Here is a 13814-nt window from a genome sequence, read left to right as displayed (position 1 = left end):
AGACGCGTTGGCAGTGAACAGTGCATAACTGAAAGACGAGCTTTTCACTATCCACTTTCAACTCCACTATTAACTGCCTTCCCCTGTGTTTTTCTCCGACCTCGTCGCCGCTTCGAATCGCATTGCCGCCACGCGCAGTCGTCTCGCGAAGCTGCGCGAGCTGGCGCAATGCCTGCGGGCAATGACACCCGAAGAGATCGAGGCTGGCGCCTTGTGGCTCGCCGGTGAAACCCGGCAGGGCAAGATCGGCGTCGGATATTCGGTAGTGCAACAAGTGCGGGGAACTGTTGCTGCGTCGGCCGCGCAGCTTTCTCTGCACGATATCGATGTCGCGCTGACGGAGTTGCAGGAGACAAAGGGTTCGGGTTCTGCGGCCCGACGGCGAGCTGTGCTCGAAAACGTGCTGGCGCGAGCGACGGCTGACGAACAGGACTTTCTGTTGCGCCTGATCGTCGGCGAGCTTCGTCAAGGCGCGTTAGCGGGGCTCATGGTCGATGCGATCGCGGAGGCGGCGGGCCTACCGTCCCAGGAGGTGCGACGCGCATCGATGTACGCCGGCAATGTCGGCGTGCTCGCACATGTGGCATTGACAGAAGGGCGCGAAGGCCTGCAGCGGTTTCGCATCGAGGTGTTGTCGCCTATCGCACCGATGCTGGCGCAAACCGCGACCGATGTCGCCGACGCGTTGACGCAGTTGGGTGGCGAAGCCGCCTTCGAGTGGAAAGTCGACGGCGCGCGCGTGCAGGTACACAAGGCGGGTGAGGTCGTGCGCGTGTACACCCGCAACCTCAATGAAGTCACGGATGCCGTGCCCGAAGTGGTGGCGGCAGTACGGTCGATTCCGGCGCAGGTGATCGTGCTGGACGGCGAGACGATCGCGCTCGATGCCAATGCGCGGCCGCTGCCGTTCCAGATCACGATGCGCCGTTTCGGTCGTCGCCTCGATATCGAATCACTTCGCAAGGAACTGCCGCTGCACGTTTACTTCTTCGACTGCCTGCAGCTCGACGGCGAGACCCTGGCCGATCGAACGGCCCATGAACGATTTGCTGCGATGGATCGGACGTTGCCGGCGGCGATCCGCGTCCCGCGCATTGTCGCGACCGATGAGGCGACGGCGCAGGCGTTCTACGACGATGCGCTGTCGCGCGGCCACGAAGGGGTGATGGCGAAGTCGCTTCACTCCATCTACGAGGCTGGCAATCGTGGCGCAGGCTGGCTCAAGATCAAGCGCGTCCACACGCTCGATCTCGTCGTGCTCGCGGCGGAATGGGGCAGTGGTCGACGCAAAGGCTGGTTATCGAACCTGCACCTGGGCGCCCGCGATCCGGCCAACGGCGGTTTCGTCATGCTCGGCAAGACATTCAAAGGTCTGACCGATGCGATGCTGGACTGGCAGACGAAGGAGTTCCTGGCTCGCGAGGTCCGACGCGACAACTACACCGTGTACGTGCGTCCGGAGATCGTCGTCGAGATCGCTTTCAACGACATTCAGGCGAGTTCACAGTACGAGGGTGGTTATGCATTGCGCTTCGCGCGTGTGAAAGCGTATCGCCCCGACAAGACAGTAGAGCAGTCGGACACCATCGATGAGGTCCGGCGGATACTTGCGGCGCAGAGCCTAGGCAACTAACAATTCACAATTGGCAATGAAACTCTCTGGAATTGCCAATTGTTCATTGTCGATTATCCATTGCGCTTCTATTCATTGCGCTCCGCACCTCTCGGCATCAACTCATACGGATGCTTCCAGCCTGGCAGTGCCCGAATGCGCTGTATCCATGCCGTGAGATTCGGGAATTCGCTGCGATCGATCGTCGTCGCTTCGTCGTAGTAGTGATAACCGACCAGCGAGAAGTCGGCGATGGTGGGTGAATCGCCGAGCAGGAAAGCGCGGGTCGCCAGGTGCTTGTCGACAATCTGAAATGCGCCGACCGCGCGTGCGCGCAGGAACTCGACCACGGCTGGATCATTTTTGCCGGCGATACCGACCATCCAGCGCAGCGTCGCGTAGTAGCTGGTGAATTTGTGATTGTCGAACAGCATCCAGCGCAGGACTTCCATTCGTTCTGCGTCGTTGCGGCCGCCGAACCGGCCGGTCTGCTGCGCCAGCCACGTCAGGATCGCGCCGCTCTGGGTCAGTCGGAGTCCGTCCGCTTCCAGCATCGGCACTTCGCCGAGTTCATTGACCGACTGCCGATAGGTGTCGCTGCGGGTCTCGCCGCCGAAATAGTCGACGAACACCGGTTCCCATGGCAGGCCGCAGAACTCGAGCATCAATGCAACTTTGTAGCAGTTGCCCGATTCGCCGACGCAGTGCAGTCGATACTGGCCCATGATCCCTCCCGTTATCTGCTTCACTGTAGGGGCAGCATGCCGGTACGTAAATGTCAGAAACGGACAATCGTGCATGGGCCGCTGTATGATCGCGCCGCGTTAACTTTCATTGATCGGACACGCGTGCGGCGTCAATTTTTGCTTTACGCCGCTGGCCACAGAAGGAAAGAACCATGGTCGGGGATATTGCCGTTCGTCGACGTGGCGGATTCAAACGCGCACTGTGGATCGTGCTCGCCCTGCTGCTGCTGGGAACGATCCTGTGGACCTGGTTCTCCCTGTCCTGGTCGTATTCCGACGGCGACCGCGCCGGCGTGCTGCTGAAGTTCTCCAAGAAGGGCTGGATCTGCAAGACCTACGAAGGCCAGCTCGCCCTTTACGTGGTCGGCGGGGTCGCACCCCAGTTGTGGGATTTCAGCGTTCGCGATCCGGCAGTCGCGGAGAAGATCACCGAGGCGGTCGGACAGGAAATTCAGCTCCACTACACGGAGCATCGCGGCGTACCCACGAACTGCTTCGCCGAAACGCCTTACTTCGCTGACGACTTCACCATCGTCACCAGCCCACGGAATTGAGAACGTAAGAAGTTCACCCGGAGATCTGGCCAACGGCGACCAACGGAAGTCCCATGGGGGAATTCCGCGGGACCTGGATCAAGTGCCTCTCAGATTTCGTACCTCCGTGTTCTCCGTGTGAAATCCGATTTCTCAGTCCCGCGGTCACAGATCGGAAGGCTCGCCCGTCTTGGGGGCAACGGTTTCAGTTCGAGGCGCTATGTCTTCCAAAGCCGACATATTCACGCAGCACCGACCGCGACTGTGGGGTGTCGCGTATCGCATGCTGGGAGCCAAAGCCGATGCTGAGGATGTGCTGCAGGACGCGTACCTGCGATGGCACAGCACGGACTCCGCGCAGGTCGAGTCGCCGGAAGCGTGGTTGATGACCGCGACGACCCGTCTCTCCATCGACCGGCTGCGTCACAGGAAGATCGAACGAGAGGCGTACTTTGGCCCGTGGCTGCCCGAACCGCTGAGTGCCGCCGATACACAGACGCCGGAAGTGGCGGCGGAGCTCGACAGCGACGTGTCCATCGCGTTCATGGCGATGCTGGAAGCGTTGTCACCGGAAGAGCGCGCCGCGTTCATCCTGCATGACATCATCGACGACGATTACGCGGACATCGCTGATGCGCTGGGGAAATCGGAAGCCGCTTGCAGGCAGATGGTGCATCGTGCGCGGGAGCGAGTGACCTCGCGTCGTCGCCGCTTCGTGGTCGACGATGCGACGCGCACACGGATGCTGCAGAAGTTCATCTGCGCGATGGCCACCGGCGATCGCCAGCAGATCAAGGCCGTCTTCGACGAGAACAGTGTCCACGTATCGGATGGCGGCGGTAAGGCCACGGCCGCGCATCGGCCGCTGCACGGAGCCGAGCGCATCTCCATGCTCTGGTATGCAGTGACGCGCCGTTTGTCGGGTGATTTCAGGTACAGCATCGTGCGTGTCAACGGCGAACCCGGCCTGGCGCTGTTCATCCGCGGTCGCCTGTTCGCCGTCACCGCGGTCGAGACGGATGGCGAGAAAATTCACGGCTACTACAGCATCACCAATCCCGAGAAGCTGCAGGGCTTCCTCGCCGGCTGATCTTCCGTCCTGTCACAGCCGTCGCGCCTCGCGCGTCTGGGTTTCACAACAACCCGCGGAGGAGCTGAAAATGACGACTCGTATCGCTTTTCAACCGGCCAGGATGGAGGGCATCACTCAGGCCATGGCCGGCCTGCATGCGGTGGTCGACCGCTCGACCCTTGAACCGACGCTGGTCCACCTGGCGCGTATTCGCGCTTCACAGATCAATGGCTGCGGCTTCTGTATCGACATGCACACCAAGGAAGCGCGTGCCGGCGGCGAGACGGAGCAGCGTCTCTACCTGCTGAGCGCCTGGCGTGAAGCGAACGTTTACACAGAGCGCGAACGCGCGGCGCTTGCCTGGGCGGAAGCCGTGACGACGCTGGAGCACCAGGACGTTCCCGATTCGGCGTACGAGCCTGCCCGCGCACAGTTCAGTGAAACGGAATTGCTGACGCTGACGCTCGCCATCGTCGAGATCAACGGCTGGAATCGTTTTGCGATCTCGATGCGCTACGTGGCCGGCGATTACAAGGTGGGCAGCCTTTCCAAGGGCTCATAGAACGTAGAGCCGCAAAAGACCGCACAAAAGATGCAGTTGGCGGAAAGTCATTGCCTTCTCGCGGTCCTTTGCGGCCTATTTCTTCCGTGGTTCATCGAAGGAGTCGATATGCGAATCATCACGACAGGCTGCGCGCTGCTGATCTGCACGTTCTCATTGAGCCCAGTGGCAGCGGAAACGGCCGCTGGCGCGAAGGCCGTTCCGCTTCTGACCAAGCCGCTCAGCGGCATCGACGGCAAGGAAGGCTTGATGCTGACGGTCGAGTATCCGCCCGGTGGGTCGTCGCCCAGTCATCGTCACAACGCGAACACGTTCGTGTATGTCCTCGAAGGCAGCATCGTCATGCAGGTGGCGGACGGCGAGGAGGTCACGCTGAACCCAGGTGAGACGTTCTACGAACAGCCCTCCGACATTCACGCAGTGTCGCGCAATGCGAGCAGGACACAGCCCGCGAAGTTTCTCGTATTCATGGTCAAGGATGTCGGTGCGCCAGTGTCGGAGCCGGTGCGATAGAGGCCACTGGGCTGCTGGCCAGAATGCTGAGCATGCCTTCTTGCTGCTGGGCTCTGGCCAGCAGACCAGAGCCCAGGACCCAGCAGCCCCGTGCGCTACTTCCCCTTTACCGACCGCACATACCGCTCGACTTCCTTCTCCAGCGCACCGAGCGGGGTCGTGCCGGTATTCAGCACAGTGCTGTGGAAATCGCGCAGCGAGAACTTGTCGCCCAGCTCCTTACGCGCATGATCGCGGATCTCCAGGATCCGTAGCTGGCCAATCATGTACGAGCAGGCCTGGCCCGGATTCACCACGTAGCGATCGATCTCGCTCGCTTCGATGCCGTAGTCGATGGCCTGCTGTCGCGTCCATTTCTTGGCGTGCAGTCCGGTGTCGACGACCAATCGGCGCGCGCGCCACAGTTCCGCGCTGAGTTGTCCAAGCAGGCCTTCGGGATCGCCGTCGTACCAGCCCGATTCAGCCGCGAGCTTCTCCGCATACAGCGCCCAGCCCTCGGACATCGCTGAAATGCCGCCGAGTGCGCGCGCCTGACGGAAGCGCGGCAGTGCGGCGTTCTCCTGTTCGAGCGCGATCTGGAAGTGATGACCCGGAATCGTCTCGTGATAGACCAGCGTACGCAGGCCGAGTCTGGTCATGCGCTGCACGCGCAGCGGCATCTGGAAGATGGCGGGTCGTGAGCCGTCGAGGGGCGCGCGGTTGTAGTTCGCTGCGGCGCTGGCTTCGCGGAAGCGTGGGAAGGGCTGCGCGATCACGGGTGTCGTCGGCATCCGCGCGAACATCGGTGTGCTGCGAACGACCGCATCCTTCATCAGGCCGTCGATATCTTTCATGATCTGCTCGCGCGACGCGTCGGACGTGGGATCCGGGTAACGCAGATCGTCCTCGAGCTTCTTCATGCGCTCCTGCACCGTGCCTTCGGTACGGCCGAGCTGACGCAGGATGCCATCCATCTGCGACAGGATGGCGTCGACCCGCCGCAGTCCGATCTGGTGGATTTCTTCCGGCGTGAGCGTCGTCGTGGTGAAGCGCTGCAATGAGTTGGCATAGGCGGCATCGCCGCCGTTGAAGCGCCACAGCCCGGCATCGTCCGTCGTCTTCGGCCCGATGCTATCCAGCAGCACGATGGCCTTCTGCCAGGATGGATAAATTTCCTTCTGCACCAGCGTCGCCACCTGCTGCTGCAGTTCGGCGCGCTTGTCTGCGGGAAGCCCGGCGATCGCAGCTGCTTTCTGTGCGAACACCGTGACGAGCGGATTCTGGTCGACGGGCGCATCGGCAAACGTACGCATCGATGCGAGCGTCGCCTGCACGATGAATCGTGGTGGCAACATGCCCTTGTCGGCGAGTTGCCTTGCCTCCGTGACTACTTCGTTCATGCGGTCATCGGCCAGCGCCAGGCGTGCGACGAAGTTCTCTGCGTCTTTCGGCGTGTTCAGCGGATGTCGCAGCGTGAATGTTTCGACCAGGTCGACGTTGGCACCGCTGAACTGCTGCAGCGGAAAATAGAAGTCGCGATACGGCTCTGCCTTGACCACCGCTTCCAGCAGCCATTGCATGAGGTCCGCAGAGACCCGCTGGGTGTCGTCGAATCTGGAACGATCGAAACGGGCCAGTTCGTCCAGTCCCTTGCGCGCCAGTTGCGTGCGCTGTTGCTGATAAGCGCGCGTCAGTGGCGTGAGCTGACGCTCCAGTCGATCCTGTTCGTCGCCGCTGAAGTAGCGCAGCGAAGTCGCCAGGTCGGGATTGCCGCGAACCCAGTCGGCGGTGAAGCGATCGAAGAATGCATCGATGGTGTCGGCCGCCTGGATCTGCCAGGGCATGGCCATCGCGAATACGATCAGGCTGGCGCGCAGAAAGGACTGGATCATCGTGGTCTCCGGAGGTCGGGAACGGATGTTCTCTTCATATTCCTGTGGGTTCGACTTTAGTCGAACTGAGGGCCGGGCCCATAGCGACAGGAAATGTCCGGCTAAAGCCGGACCCACTGGAACATAAAGTAGCAAGCCGCGCCATCGCGCTGCTATTGCTTCGCCTCGCGGCTCAGCACATCTTCGATCGTCACCCCGACTTCCGGCACGCCGCCAAACACGGTGCCGAGCCGGTTGTTATGCACATGTTCGAGTGCGATCTGCGTCGCCTCCGGGGGTAGCGGTACGAAGCCGACTTCCTTGACCAATTCGGGTCCCTCCGTCAGATAGAACTCGATGAACTGGCGGACTTCGGGTCGCTGCAGCGACGATTCCTTGACGTAGATGAACAGCGGGCGCGAAAGCGGCTGGTAGCTGCCGTCGAGAACCGTCTCGAGGCTGGGCAGCACGGCAGTGCCGTCAGGCCGCTCGATCGGCAGCAGTCGCATGCGGTCCTTGTGCCCGATGTAGTACGCATAGCCGAAGTAGCCGAGCGCATTCTTGTTGTTCTCGACGCCCTGGACGAGCACGTTGTCGTCTTCGCTCGCCGTGTAATCGCCGCGGCTGGCCTTGGGTTTGTGCGCGACTGCTTCGGTGAAGTAGTCGAACGTGCCGGAATCCGCACCGGGACCGAACAGCATCAGGCGCGTGTCGGGCCATTCGTCGCGCACCTGCTTCCAGGTCGTGATCTTGCCCTGTGCAGCCGGCTCCCACATTTTCTTGAGATCGTCGATGGTGAGTGACTTCACCCAGTCGTTCGCCGGATTCACCACGATCGTGATGGCGTCGAAGGCGATCGGCAGCTCCAGGTACTTGACGCCGGAGGCGCGGCACTTCTCCATTTCTTCGATGAGGATCGGTCGCGATGCATTGGCGACATCGATTTCGCCGCGGCAGAGCTTCTTGAAGCCGCCGCCGGTGCCGGAGAGGCCGACCGTGACCCGCACCCGATTGTTGCCAGCGAGCTGGAATTCCTCGGCTACTGCCTCGGCGACCGGAAACACGGTGCTGGAACCGTCGATGCGGATCACCGCCAGCTCATCGCTGCCGCCGGAACCGCCGCAGCCGGTCAAAGTCGCGAGGCCGACGGCCGTGACGATCCATCGGGTCAAGGTAGGTACTGCGGTCACTGGCGATGCCTCTGTGCACTTCGATTGCGAGGCGCCGATTCTATTGATCGGCGCGCCCCGTGGCGACAGCGGTTTTCGCCCAGGGGCAATATCGTGCTTCACGCTACGAGTGTTTGCCCGCCATGCGTACTGATTGAGGGAATGGCTTCATGCAGCATTTCTCACGCTGTCACGCAAATCAGGGCCCATCGATGGTTCCAGTCAGGATGCGTGGAGTTTCCGCAGCGTTCATTGGCATTCTGGGATAGGGCATTCTCGGATGGGCAGCCATCGCCGCGACGCTGGAATGCAAACGAGTAAGGAATTAATCAGTGAGAAGCTGCGCACTGGAAAGCCTCCAGTGATCTCGCGAGCAACGCAGCCACATACAGGCCGACACCGAAGATCGCGTGAGTGACCAGACTGCGCAGACGAGCCTGAGTTGGACGAGGAGTGCGGCTGGCAGCAATACCACCCCCCATCCCCGGCTGCATCAGCATGAAGGGTGCGACCACGCTGCCTATGCCAACGAGCAAGGCGGCGCCGATGGTCGGATGGCATGACCAGCGAAGACCGAAGATCGCGAGCAGCAGGCCTGCGAACGCGACACCGATCAGGTAGTGAGCGCTCCAGCCGATCAGTAGCTCGCCGCGAATGCGAGGCGTCGTTGCAATCGGATCCTGACGAACCTGCCCGCGTGCAACATTGGCCAACCATCGGCCCACCAGGCCGTAGTCAGGCGAAGGAACACCGAACAGCCGTGTCCGCGCTACCGCCACCAGGTCCGTGAACGTTGTTGCTCCGGCTCCGATGATCAGAGCAGGCAGCAAATATTCAAGCGCGTCATCCACGGTCGATACCCTCCACGTCGATCGATAAGACCCGCGCACCCGATCTGTTGTTGTCCGCGCGCATGTGAATCCTCTTGTTGAGTTCGGAGTCCTTGAAGTGCACTGTGCCACTTCAAGTCGACTTGAGGTCAAGCATGAAAGGTCCCACCAACGAACTGGACATCGCCGAGGTCGCCCGCAGTGCCGGGATTCCCGCCTCCACGCTGCGGTACTACGAAGAGAAAGGACTGATCAGGTCCATTGGTCGGCATGGCCTGCGTCGGATGTTCGATCCGCGCGTGCTGGAGCGGCTCGCTCTGATTGCGGTCGGACGCGCAGCGGGCTTCTCGCTCGAAGAGATCGCGCGCATGTTCACGCCGGATGGCAAACCGCGCATCGATCGGAAGCTGCTTGCCGCAAAGGCCGAAGAGCTGGACGCCACGATCCGGAAGCTCACCGCGATGCGTGACGGTTTACGACATGCCGCCGCATGTACCGCACCGAGTCATATGGAATGTCCCAGTTTCCGCAGGCTCGTGAAGGCTGCCGCGTCGGGAGTGATCAGATCACCGAAGAAGAAAAGTCTGGGTCGGTGATCGGCGGTTGCAGTAACCGGCGCCAAACCGGTGGTGGCGTGTAGCGCTGTTCCGATCCACTGCCTGAGAGAGCGATCCGTGCAACGACAGGTACGGATAATTGCCCTGGTCCAGACTCGTCCCGGAAACAGACTCGTCAGGCCGCTTCGCTATCCCGCTTGCTGTTGACGGATTGCGCGTCGCGGGAGCACGCTTCGGTCAAAGACAACGCAGAAGCGTTGAGAACGATAAATCAGACGGGTGGGATATGGAGATCGGTAGGGAAACGGTTCGCTGCTGGATGAGCTGTCCGATGTCCATCAATCAGACGCGTGAACCTCAGGAGCAACGCTCTCCGAGACGCTGTTGCTTTGGACCGCTTAGACGGATTCCGCCTGAATCTCTATTCCTGATTCGTTGAATTGCCTTCTAGCCGGGAGCGCGTCGTAGATGTCGTGCAGCGTTTGTGAAGGCGTCGTTGAACGAGCCTACATCCCGCACGTAGTCCGGTCGTGCGCTGGATGCGGGCGCGAGTTGCATATCCATGTGCCTGGCGAGCATGGTCGTGGATTCCAGATACGCGTGGGAGATCGAGTCACCATCCCGGCCGGTCTGGCTCAAGTTGTCTCTTGATGCGCTTCAGAGCACCGGGTAATTCACAAGAATCGGCTTGGAGGGATTTGCACAGAGCTCTTTGTAGGATGGCGCAGAGATATTGATCCCCGTCAGTTGCGCCAGGCGAAACCAACAACACAATGAAAGCCCACGGAACGCTGATCAAATGGAACGACAACAGAGGCTTCGGCTTCGTCGCGCTTTTGCAAAGCCACGAAGAACTCTTCGTACACATATCCGCCTTTCCCAGAGACGGCATTCGGCCTCGAATCGGCGAGACGATCTCATTCGAAGTGCGGAGCGGACCGGATGGCCGGAAGCGCGCGGAACGCGTGGAGCGTCCAGAATCTCGTCCGCCGCCGCGACCGATCCGCCGCGCTCCCGTCGCGTATAAGCGCAGTCCGTTGAGTGCGGCGCTTTCGACCGTCATCGTGGCCGTCCTCGTGTTCGCTGGCTACAGCGCCTATACATCGCGTTGGGATGCGAGCAATGGCGCATCGTTTGCCGTTCCGCAATCTGTCGAATCCAGTAACCAGCAGTTCAGTTGCGATGGTCGGACCCACTGCTCTCAGATGACTTCTTGCGCTGAGGCGACGTACTTCCTGAGGCACTGCCCGAATACACAGATGGACGGCAACAACGACGGTGAGCCCTGCGAACAGCAATGGTGTAACTGACGTACGCCGCGTGGACGCGGAGTTTTCGTCGTCGTTCTGGTTCTGTACTACTTCGTATCTCGCGGATGGAGGTGACACCGTGGAATATCCAAACGTTCTTCGCCGATATCTCGCCACCGTGATCGACTTCTTCGTTCTGTGGTGCATCGTCTACGCGTTCTCGCGCCTGCCGAATGTCAGCGAGAGCAGCACCCTGGTTTACTGGGTGCTGGGTCTTTCGTTGTTGCTCTACGAACCCTTGCTGACGACTTACGCCTGCACGCTTGGGCAAATGGTGATGCGGGTTCGAGTCAGAACGCCAGATGGTCTGAGACGCGTTCGTATCGATCAGGCGATCGGTCGCACGGTCGTGAAGTACCTGCTCGGAATCATCTCGTTTCTCACCGTCCCGGCACGCAAGGATCGGCGCGCGATTCACGATCTGGCGTCCGGAACCATCGTCTTCGAAGCTGCAAAGGCGTGATGCCAGCGACGCCAGTCGTCGAACACGAAAAAAAAAGGGAGGTCGTATGAGTTGTTTCGTTTGGGTAGCCACTATTGCATTGACCTTGACGGGAACAGCTGCTGGAGCCGAGGAAGTAGAGGAGAAGGGCTTCTACGTTGGCGCCGCCGTCGGTCAGGCGAATCATGATTTCGCGAAGAGCGACGGAATCAATATCGCCATCTTTGGAGAAGGGTTCGTCCTCCATGTCAATCCAGTTAGCGTCGATACCGAGGACGCTGTGTCTGCGTGGAACGCGACGCTGGGTTATCGGATCAACCGATACGTCGCGGCAGAGATCAGTTACATGGACTTCGGCGATGTCAACGTCGTCGAGACGTACGACACTGCAGGCTTGGTGCCTTTCTTCCCGGACATCACCCGGGACTTCAACGTTGCGTTGGCCGGTTCGGCTGCCTCAGTTCTGGGTTCGATTCCGGTGGGTGGGGGATTCGAACTTCAAGCTCGCATCGGCTATCTGTTTGCGCATCAGGACGTGGTGGAAGGACCCTTTGCGCAGCACCAGTCGCTCGGCAACGACGCATGGATCGGCGGCGTCGGCGCCACGTGGTCGTTTGCGAAACGATGGGCTGTCCGACTCGAGTACCTGCGGACGGATCGCGACGCTCGCGAGCGGCTCGGCGAGAGCAAAGTGGAGATCCTGAATCTGGGTGCGCTGTTTCGGCTGTAGCCGCATTCGAACTGGCGGGGCGGCACGAGCACAGCGACTACTATCAAGAATGGGCATCTTTCGGAGCGGTCTTCGTTCGGTGCATCGAGCGTGACTTGAGGAGAGTCGGTATGGACCCACAGCTTCCGATTCGCAGCCTGGATTACACGGTCATCTTCGCCAGAAACATGCCGGCCATGCGCGCGTTCTACGGCACGACGCTCGGCTTCCCGCTGCACAAGACACTGGGTTCGCAATGGCTGGAGTTTCGCGTCGGCTCGAACCTGCTGGCGCTCACCGAGCGTGGTGTGATCTTCAATGATCCGGCACCGCCCGAGGGTGCGCTGTCTTTGCAGTTGGCATTCCGGGTCGCCCCCAGTGAGGTTGCGACCTGTGCTGCCACTCTTACCAAGAGGGGCGTCCAGATCATGTCCGGGCCCACCGATCAGCCATGGGGTCATCGGACGTTGTTCTTCCGTGATCCTGACGGCAACGTTCTGGAGATCTATGCGGAGATCTAGCCGGATCGGCCAGTGGGCGCGGACATCGGGGTCTCAAGTATTATCCGACTGAAGCCCAATGCTACTTACTTAGCGTGTGTATCAAGAGATAAAGACTTTCCCCGTGTTCCCCGTGGAGATCTTCCGCTTTTCTTAACCTGGGGCCGCCGCGATGCTTATGGCCGAGTCGACGATCGCTCAGTGAACCCGCATCGCGCAGCACTGCTTGTATTTCTTGCCGCTGCCGCATGGACACAGATCATTCCTGCCGACCTTGGGGCTGGAGCGAACGACGGAGCTGCGAGCCTGTGGCATGTCGCCTGAGCGTTGTTGCAGGAAGTGCTCGTACAGCTGCCGCATTCCGTACGTCATGGCTTTCAGGAAATCCTTGCGCAAGGGCGGCGGCGGCAGCTTGAAGCGGCGGGAGTCGGTCGATTCGTTTTCCTGGGACAACGCCAGCATCGGCACGATGGCCTCGCTGAGCACCTGGTCCGTGAATACCTCCGCCCATTGATCGGAGCGCAGCGCCACGCCTTGCATGAAGCCTGTCGCCCATTCATTGCCGCGGAGGTGGCCGTCATCGTCGGTGAGGAACACGGGGCTGTAGATTTTGTCCGCACTGAGCGTGCCCGCAATCGTGTTCCAGAATTTCTTGGCCATGCCGAAAATCCGCTCGTATTCCTGCTGACTGCCGAACGCCTCGTACCCGGACGGCCCCGACCCCATGACAATGGGCCAGTACTCGCTCGGCAGCACCACGTCGGGTCCAATCACCAGGGCACTGAAGAAGCCGTCGAGCCGCTCGATGGTCATCGCCGTCTTGACGCTGTCGAGAAAGTCGGACAGCTCGTCGATTTCATCCTCGCTGATGCGGGAGTCCAGGGGCAGGGTGGGATTAGCGTGTGTCATGGCCGGAGTGTGACCGATCGGGTGACATTGTAGGAAGGTGGCAGCGAAGGTTTGATTTCGCGGCTGAGGGCCCCGATGATCGGACCGCGGCAGAGTGTTGGCAGAGGTGAACACGATGGACTACCAGGCCCGCTGTCATTGCGGACGCGTGCGCTTCTCGTTTCGCAGCCCCGAGATCAGGACCGGGGTGCGCTGCGATTGTTCGCTGTGCCTGCGCCGGGGCGCGGTGCTGTCGTCCACCTACATTCCGTCGGCCGATTTCACGCCGCATCACGATCCGCGCGATCTGGGCGTATATCTCTGGAACGAGAGGGTGCTCAACAACTATTTCTGCAAGGCCTGCGGAATTTTCACGTACGTCGGCGATGGCGAGAATGCCAGGGATGGTTATCGCGTCAATCTGGGCTGCGTCGAGGGTATCGATCCGCTCGCGCTCGACATCCGTGTCATCGACGGTCAGTCCGTGCCGCTGGTTCACGCAGTGGATCCATGAAGGAACC

Annotated in this window: 18 protein-coding genes; 11 read left to right on the top strand and 7 right to left on the bottom strand. The window is 60.8% G+C overall.

Annotated elements, in window-relative coordinates:
* Window positions 1-85 precede the first annotated feature (85 nt).
* Window positions 86-1633, top strand: a complete 1548-nt coding sequence (locus VIZ63_RS08395; protein ID WP_331609106.1) for an ATP-dependent DNA ligase — start codon at window positions 86-88, stop codon at window positions 1631-1633.
* Between the two features lie 68 nt (window positions 1634-1701).
* Here VIZ63_RS08395 and VIZ63_RS08390 read toward each other — a convergent pair whose 3' ends face one another.
* On the bottom strand, window positions 1702-2337 hold the full coding sequence (locus VIZ63_RS08390; RefSeq protein ID WP_331609104.1) for a glutathione S-transferase: 636 nt from the start codon (window positions 2335-2337) through the stop codon (window positions 1702-1704).
* Between the two features lie 173 nt (window positions 2338-2510).
* On the opposite strand from VIZ63_RS08390, the gene VIZ63_RS08385 reads away from it, so the two are divergent.
* The 4 genes from VIZ63_RS08385 to VIZ63_RS08370 all read left to right on the top strand — a co-directional run bounded on the left by VIZ63_RS08385 (window position 2511) and on the right by VIZ63_RS08370 (window position 5038).
* On the top strand, window positions 2511-2912 hold the full coding sequence (locus VIZ63_RS08385) for a hypothetical protein (protein ID WP_331609103.1): 402 nt from the start codon (window positions 2511-2513) through the stop codon (window positions 2910-2912).
* A gap of 199 nt (window positions 2913-3111) precedes the next feature.
* Window positions 3112-3981, top strand: a complete 870-nt coding sequence (sigJ, locus tag VIZ63_RS08380) for an RNA polymerase sigma factor SigJ (RefSeq protein WP_331609102.1) — start codon at window positions 3112-3114, stop codon at window positions 3979-3981.
* A gap of 70 nt (window positions 3982-4051) precedes the next feature.
* Window positions 4052-4525, top strand: coding sequence for a carboxymuconolactone decarboxylase family protein (locus tag VIZ63_RS08375; protein WP_331609101.1), 474 nt, complete (start codon window positions 4052-4054; stop codon window positions 4523-4525).
* A 108-nt stretch (window positions 4526-4633) separates the two neighbouring features.
* Complete coding sequence (locus VIZ63_RS08370; protein ID WP_331609100.1) at window positions 4634-5038, top strand: cupin domain-containing protein; 405 nt, start codon at window positions 4634-4636, stop codon at window positions 5036-5038.
* 95 nt (window positions 5039-5133) lie between these two features.
* Here the strand turns inward: VIZ63_RS08370 and VIZ63_RS08365 are convergent, their stop codons facing one another.
* The 3 genes from VIZ63_RS08365 to VIZ63_RS08355 form a co-directional block, all read right to left on the bottom strand.
* The gene (locus VIZ63_RS08365; protein WP_331609099.1) at window positions 5134-6909 is read right to left on the bottom strand and encodes a DUF885 domain-containing protein; all 1776 of its coding nucleotides are present in this window, start codon (window positions 6907-6909) and stop codon (window positions 5134-5136) included.
* A 152-nt stretch (window positions 6910-7061) separates the two neighbouring features.
* Entirely contained in the window at window positions 7062-8078 is a 1017-nt protein-coding gene (locus tag VIZ63_RS08360; protein ID WP_331609098.1) for a PstS family phosphate ABC transporter substrate-binding protein, read from the bottom strand.
* Window positions 8079-8386: 308 nt separating this feature from the next.
* Entirely contained in the window at window positions 8387-8908 is a 522-nt protein-coding gene (locus VIZ63_RS08355) for a DUF2938 domain-containing protein (protein ID WP_331609097.1), read from the bottom strand.
* Between the two features lie 134 nt (window positions 8909-9042).
* On the opposite strand from VIZ63_RS08355, the gene VIZ63_RS08350 reads away from it, so the two are divergent.
* Window positions 9043-9483 (top strand): helix-turn-helix domain-containing protein, encoded by a 441-nt coding sequence (locus tag VIZ63_RS08350; RefSeq protein ID WP_349261152.1) that lies wholly within the window; start codon window positions 9043-9045, stop codon window positions 9481-9483.
* A gap of 408 nt (window positions 9484-9891) precedes the next feature.
* Here the strand turns inward: VIZ63_RS08350 and VIZ63_RS08345 are convergent, their stop codons facing one another.
* Window positions 9892-10083: a hypothetical protein gene (locus tag VIZ63_RS08345; RefSeq protein WP_331609096.1), complete on the bottom strand. Its 192-nt coding sequence runs from the start codon at window positions 10081-10083 to the stop codon at window positions 9892-9894.
* 104 nt (window positions 10084-10187) lie between these two features.
* Entirely contained in the window at window positions 10188-10310 is a 123-nt protein-coding gene (locus tag VIZ63_RS08340) for a hypothetical protein (RefSeq protein WP_331609138.1), read from the bottom strand.
* Between VIZ63_RS08340 and VIZ63_RS08335 the strand changes: the two genes are divergently transcribed.
* The 4 genes from VIZ63_RS08335 (at window position 10281) to VIZ63_RS08320 (ending at window position 12426) form a co-directional block, all read left to right on the top strand.
* Window positions 10281-10754 (top strand): excalibur calcium-binding domain-containing protein, encoded by a 474-nt coding sequence (locus tag VIZ63_RS08335; protein WP_349261154.1) that lies wholly within the window; start codon window positions 10281-10283, stop codon window positions 10752-10754. The genes VIZ63_RS08340 and VIZ63_RS08335 overlap by 30 nt on opposite strands.
* A 79-nt stretch (window positions 10755-10833) precedes the next feature.
* On the top strand, window positions 10834-11217 hold the full coding sequence (locus VIZ63_RS08330) for an RDD family protein (protein ID WP_331609095.1): 384 nt from the start codon (window positions 10834-10836) through the stop codon (window positions 11215-11217).
* 46 nt (window positions 11218-11263) lie between these two features.
* Window positions 11264-11926, top strand: a complete 663-nt coding sequence (locus VIZ63_RS08325) for an outer membrane beta-barrel protein (protein WP_331609094.1) — start codon at window positions 11264-11266, stop codon at window positions 11924-11926.
* A 110-nt stretch (window positions 11927-12036) separates the two neighbouring features.
* Window positions 12037-12426 carry a VOC family protein gene (locus VIZ63_RS08320; protein ID WP_331609093.1) on the top strand — a complete coding sequence of 130 codons (390 nt, stop codon included), beginning with the start codon at window positions 12037-12039 and terminating at the stop codon, window positions 12424-12426.
* Between the two features lie 177 nt (window positions 12427-12603).
* Here VIZ63_RS08320 and VIZ63_RS08315 read toward each other — a convergent pair whose 3' ends face one another.
* Entirely contained in the window at window positions 12604-13314 is a 711-nt protein-coding gene (locus tag VIZ63_RS08315) for a UPF0149 family protein (protein WP_331609092.1), read from the bottom strand.
* Window positions 13315-13429: 115 nt separating this feature from the next.
* Here VIZ63_RS08315 and VIZ63_RS08310 point away from each other — a divergent pair, with 115 nt between their 5' ends.
* On the top strand, window positions 13430-13807 hold the full coding sequence (locus VIZ63_RS08310) for a hypothetical protein (RefSeq protein WP_331609091.1): 378 nt from the start codon (window positions 13430-13432) through the stop codon (window positions 13805-13807).
* The last annotated feature ends 7 nt before the right edge of the window (window positions 13808-13814 follow it).

It is taken from the genome of Povalibacter sp. (genome assembly GCF_036520495.1).
GTDB lineage: Bacteria > Pseudomonadota > Gammaproteobacteria > Steroidobacterales > Steroidobacteraceae > Steroidobacter.
Note: the sequence above shows the minus strand (reverse complement) of the source record. Positions and strands in the feature narration are given on the sequence as shown.

What these genes read in the sequence shown, in the direction of transcription:
- VIZ63_RS08315 (WP_331609092.1), bottom strand. Translation starts at nt 13,314, where the DNA reads ATGACACACGCTAATCCCACCCTGCCCCTGGACTCCCGCATCAGCGAG.
- VIZ63_RS08310 (WP_331609091.1), top strand. Translation starts at nt 13,430, where the DNA reads ATGGACTACCAGGCCCGCTGTCATTGCGGACGCGTGCGCTTCTCGTTT.
- VIZ63_RS08385 (WP_331609103.1), top strand. Translation starts at nt 2,511, where the DNA reads ATGGTCGGGGATATTGCCGTTCGTCGACGTGGCGGATTCAAACGCGCA.
- sigJ (WP_331609102.1), top strand. Translation starts at nt 3,112, where the DNA reads ATGTCTTCCAAAGCCGACATATTCACGCAGCACCGACCGCGACTGTGG.
- VIZ63_RS08365 (WP_331609099.1), bottom strand. Translation starts at nt 6,909, where the DNA reads ATGATCCAGTCCTTTCTGCGCGCCAGCCTGATCGTATTCGCGATGGCC.
- VIZ63_RS08375 (WP_331609101.1), top strand. Translation starts at nt 4,052, where the DNA reads ATGACGACTCGTATCGCTTTTCAACCGGCCAGGATGGAGGGCATCACT.
- VIZ63_RS08325 (WP_331609094.1), top strand. Translation starts at nt 11,264, where the DNA reads ATGAGTTGTTTCGTTTGGGTAGCCACTATTGCATTGACCTTGACGGGA.
- VIZ63_RS08350 (WP_349261152.1), top strand. Translation starts at nt 9,043, where the DNA reads ATGAAAGGTCCCACCAACGAACTGGACATCGCCGAGGTCGCCCGCAGT.
- VIZ63_RS08390 (WP_331609104.1), bottom strand. Translation starts at nt 2,337, where the DNA reads ATGGGCCAGTATCGACTGCACTGCGTCGGCGAATCGGGCAACTGCTAC.
- VIZ63_RS08320 (WP_331609093.1), top strand. Translation starts at nt 12,037, where the DNA reads ATGGACCCACAGCTTCCGATTCGCAGCCTGGATTACACGGTCATCTTC.
- VIZ63_RS08370 (WP_331609100.1), top strand. Translation starts at nt 4,634, where the DNA reads ATGCGAATCATCACGACAGGCTGCGCGCTGCTGATCTGCACGTTCTCA.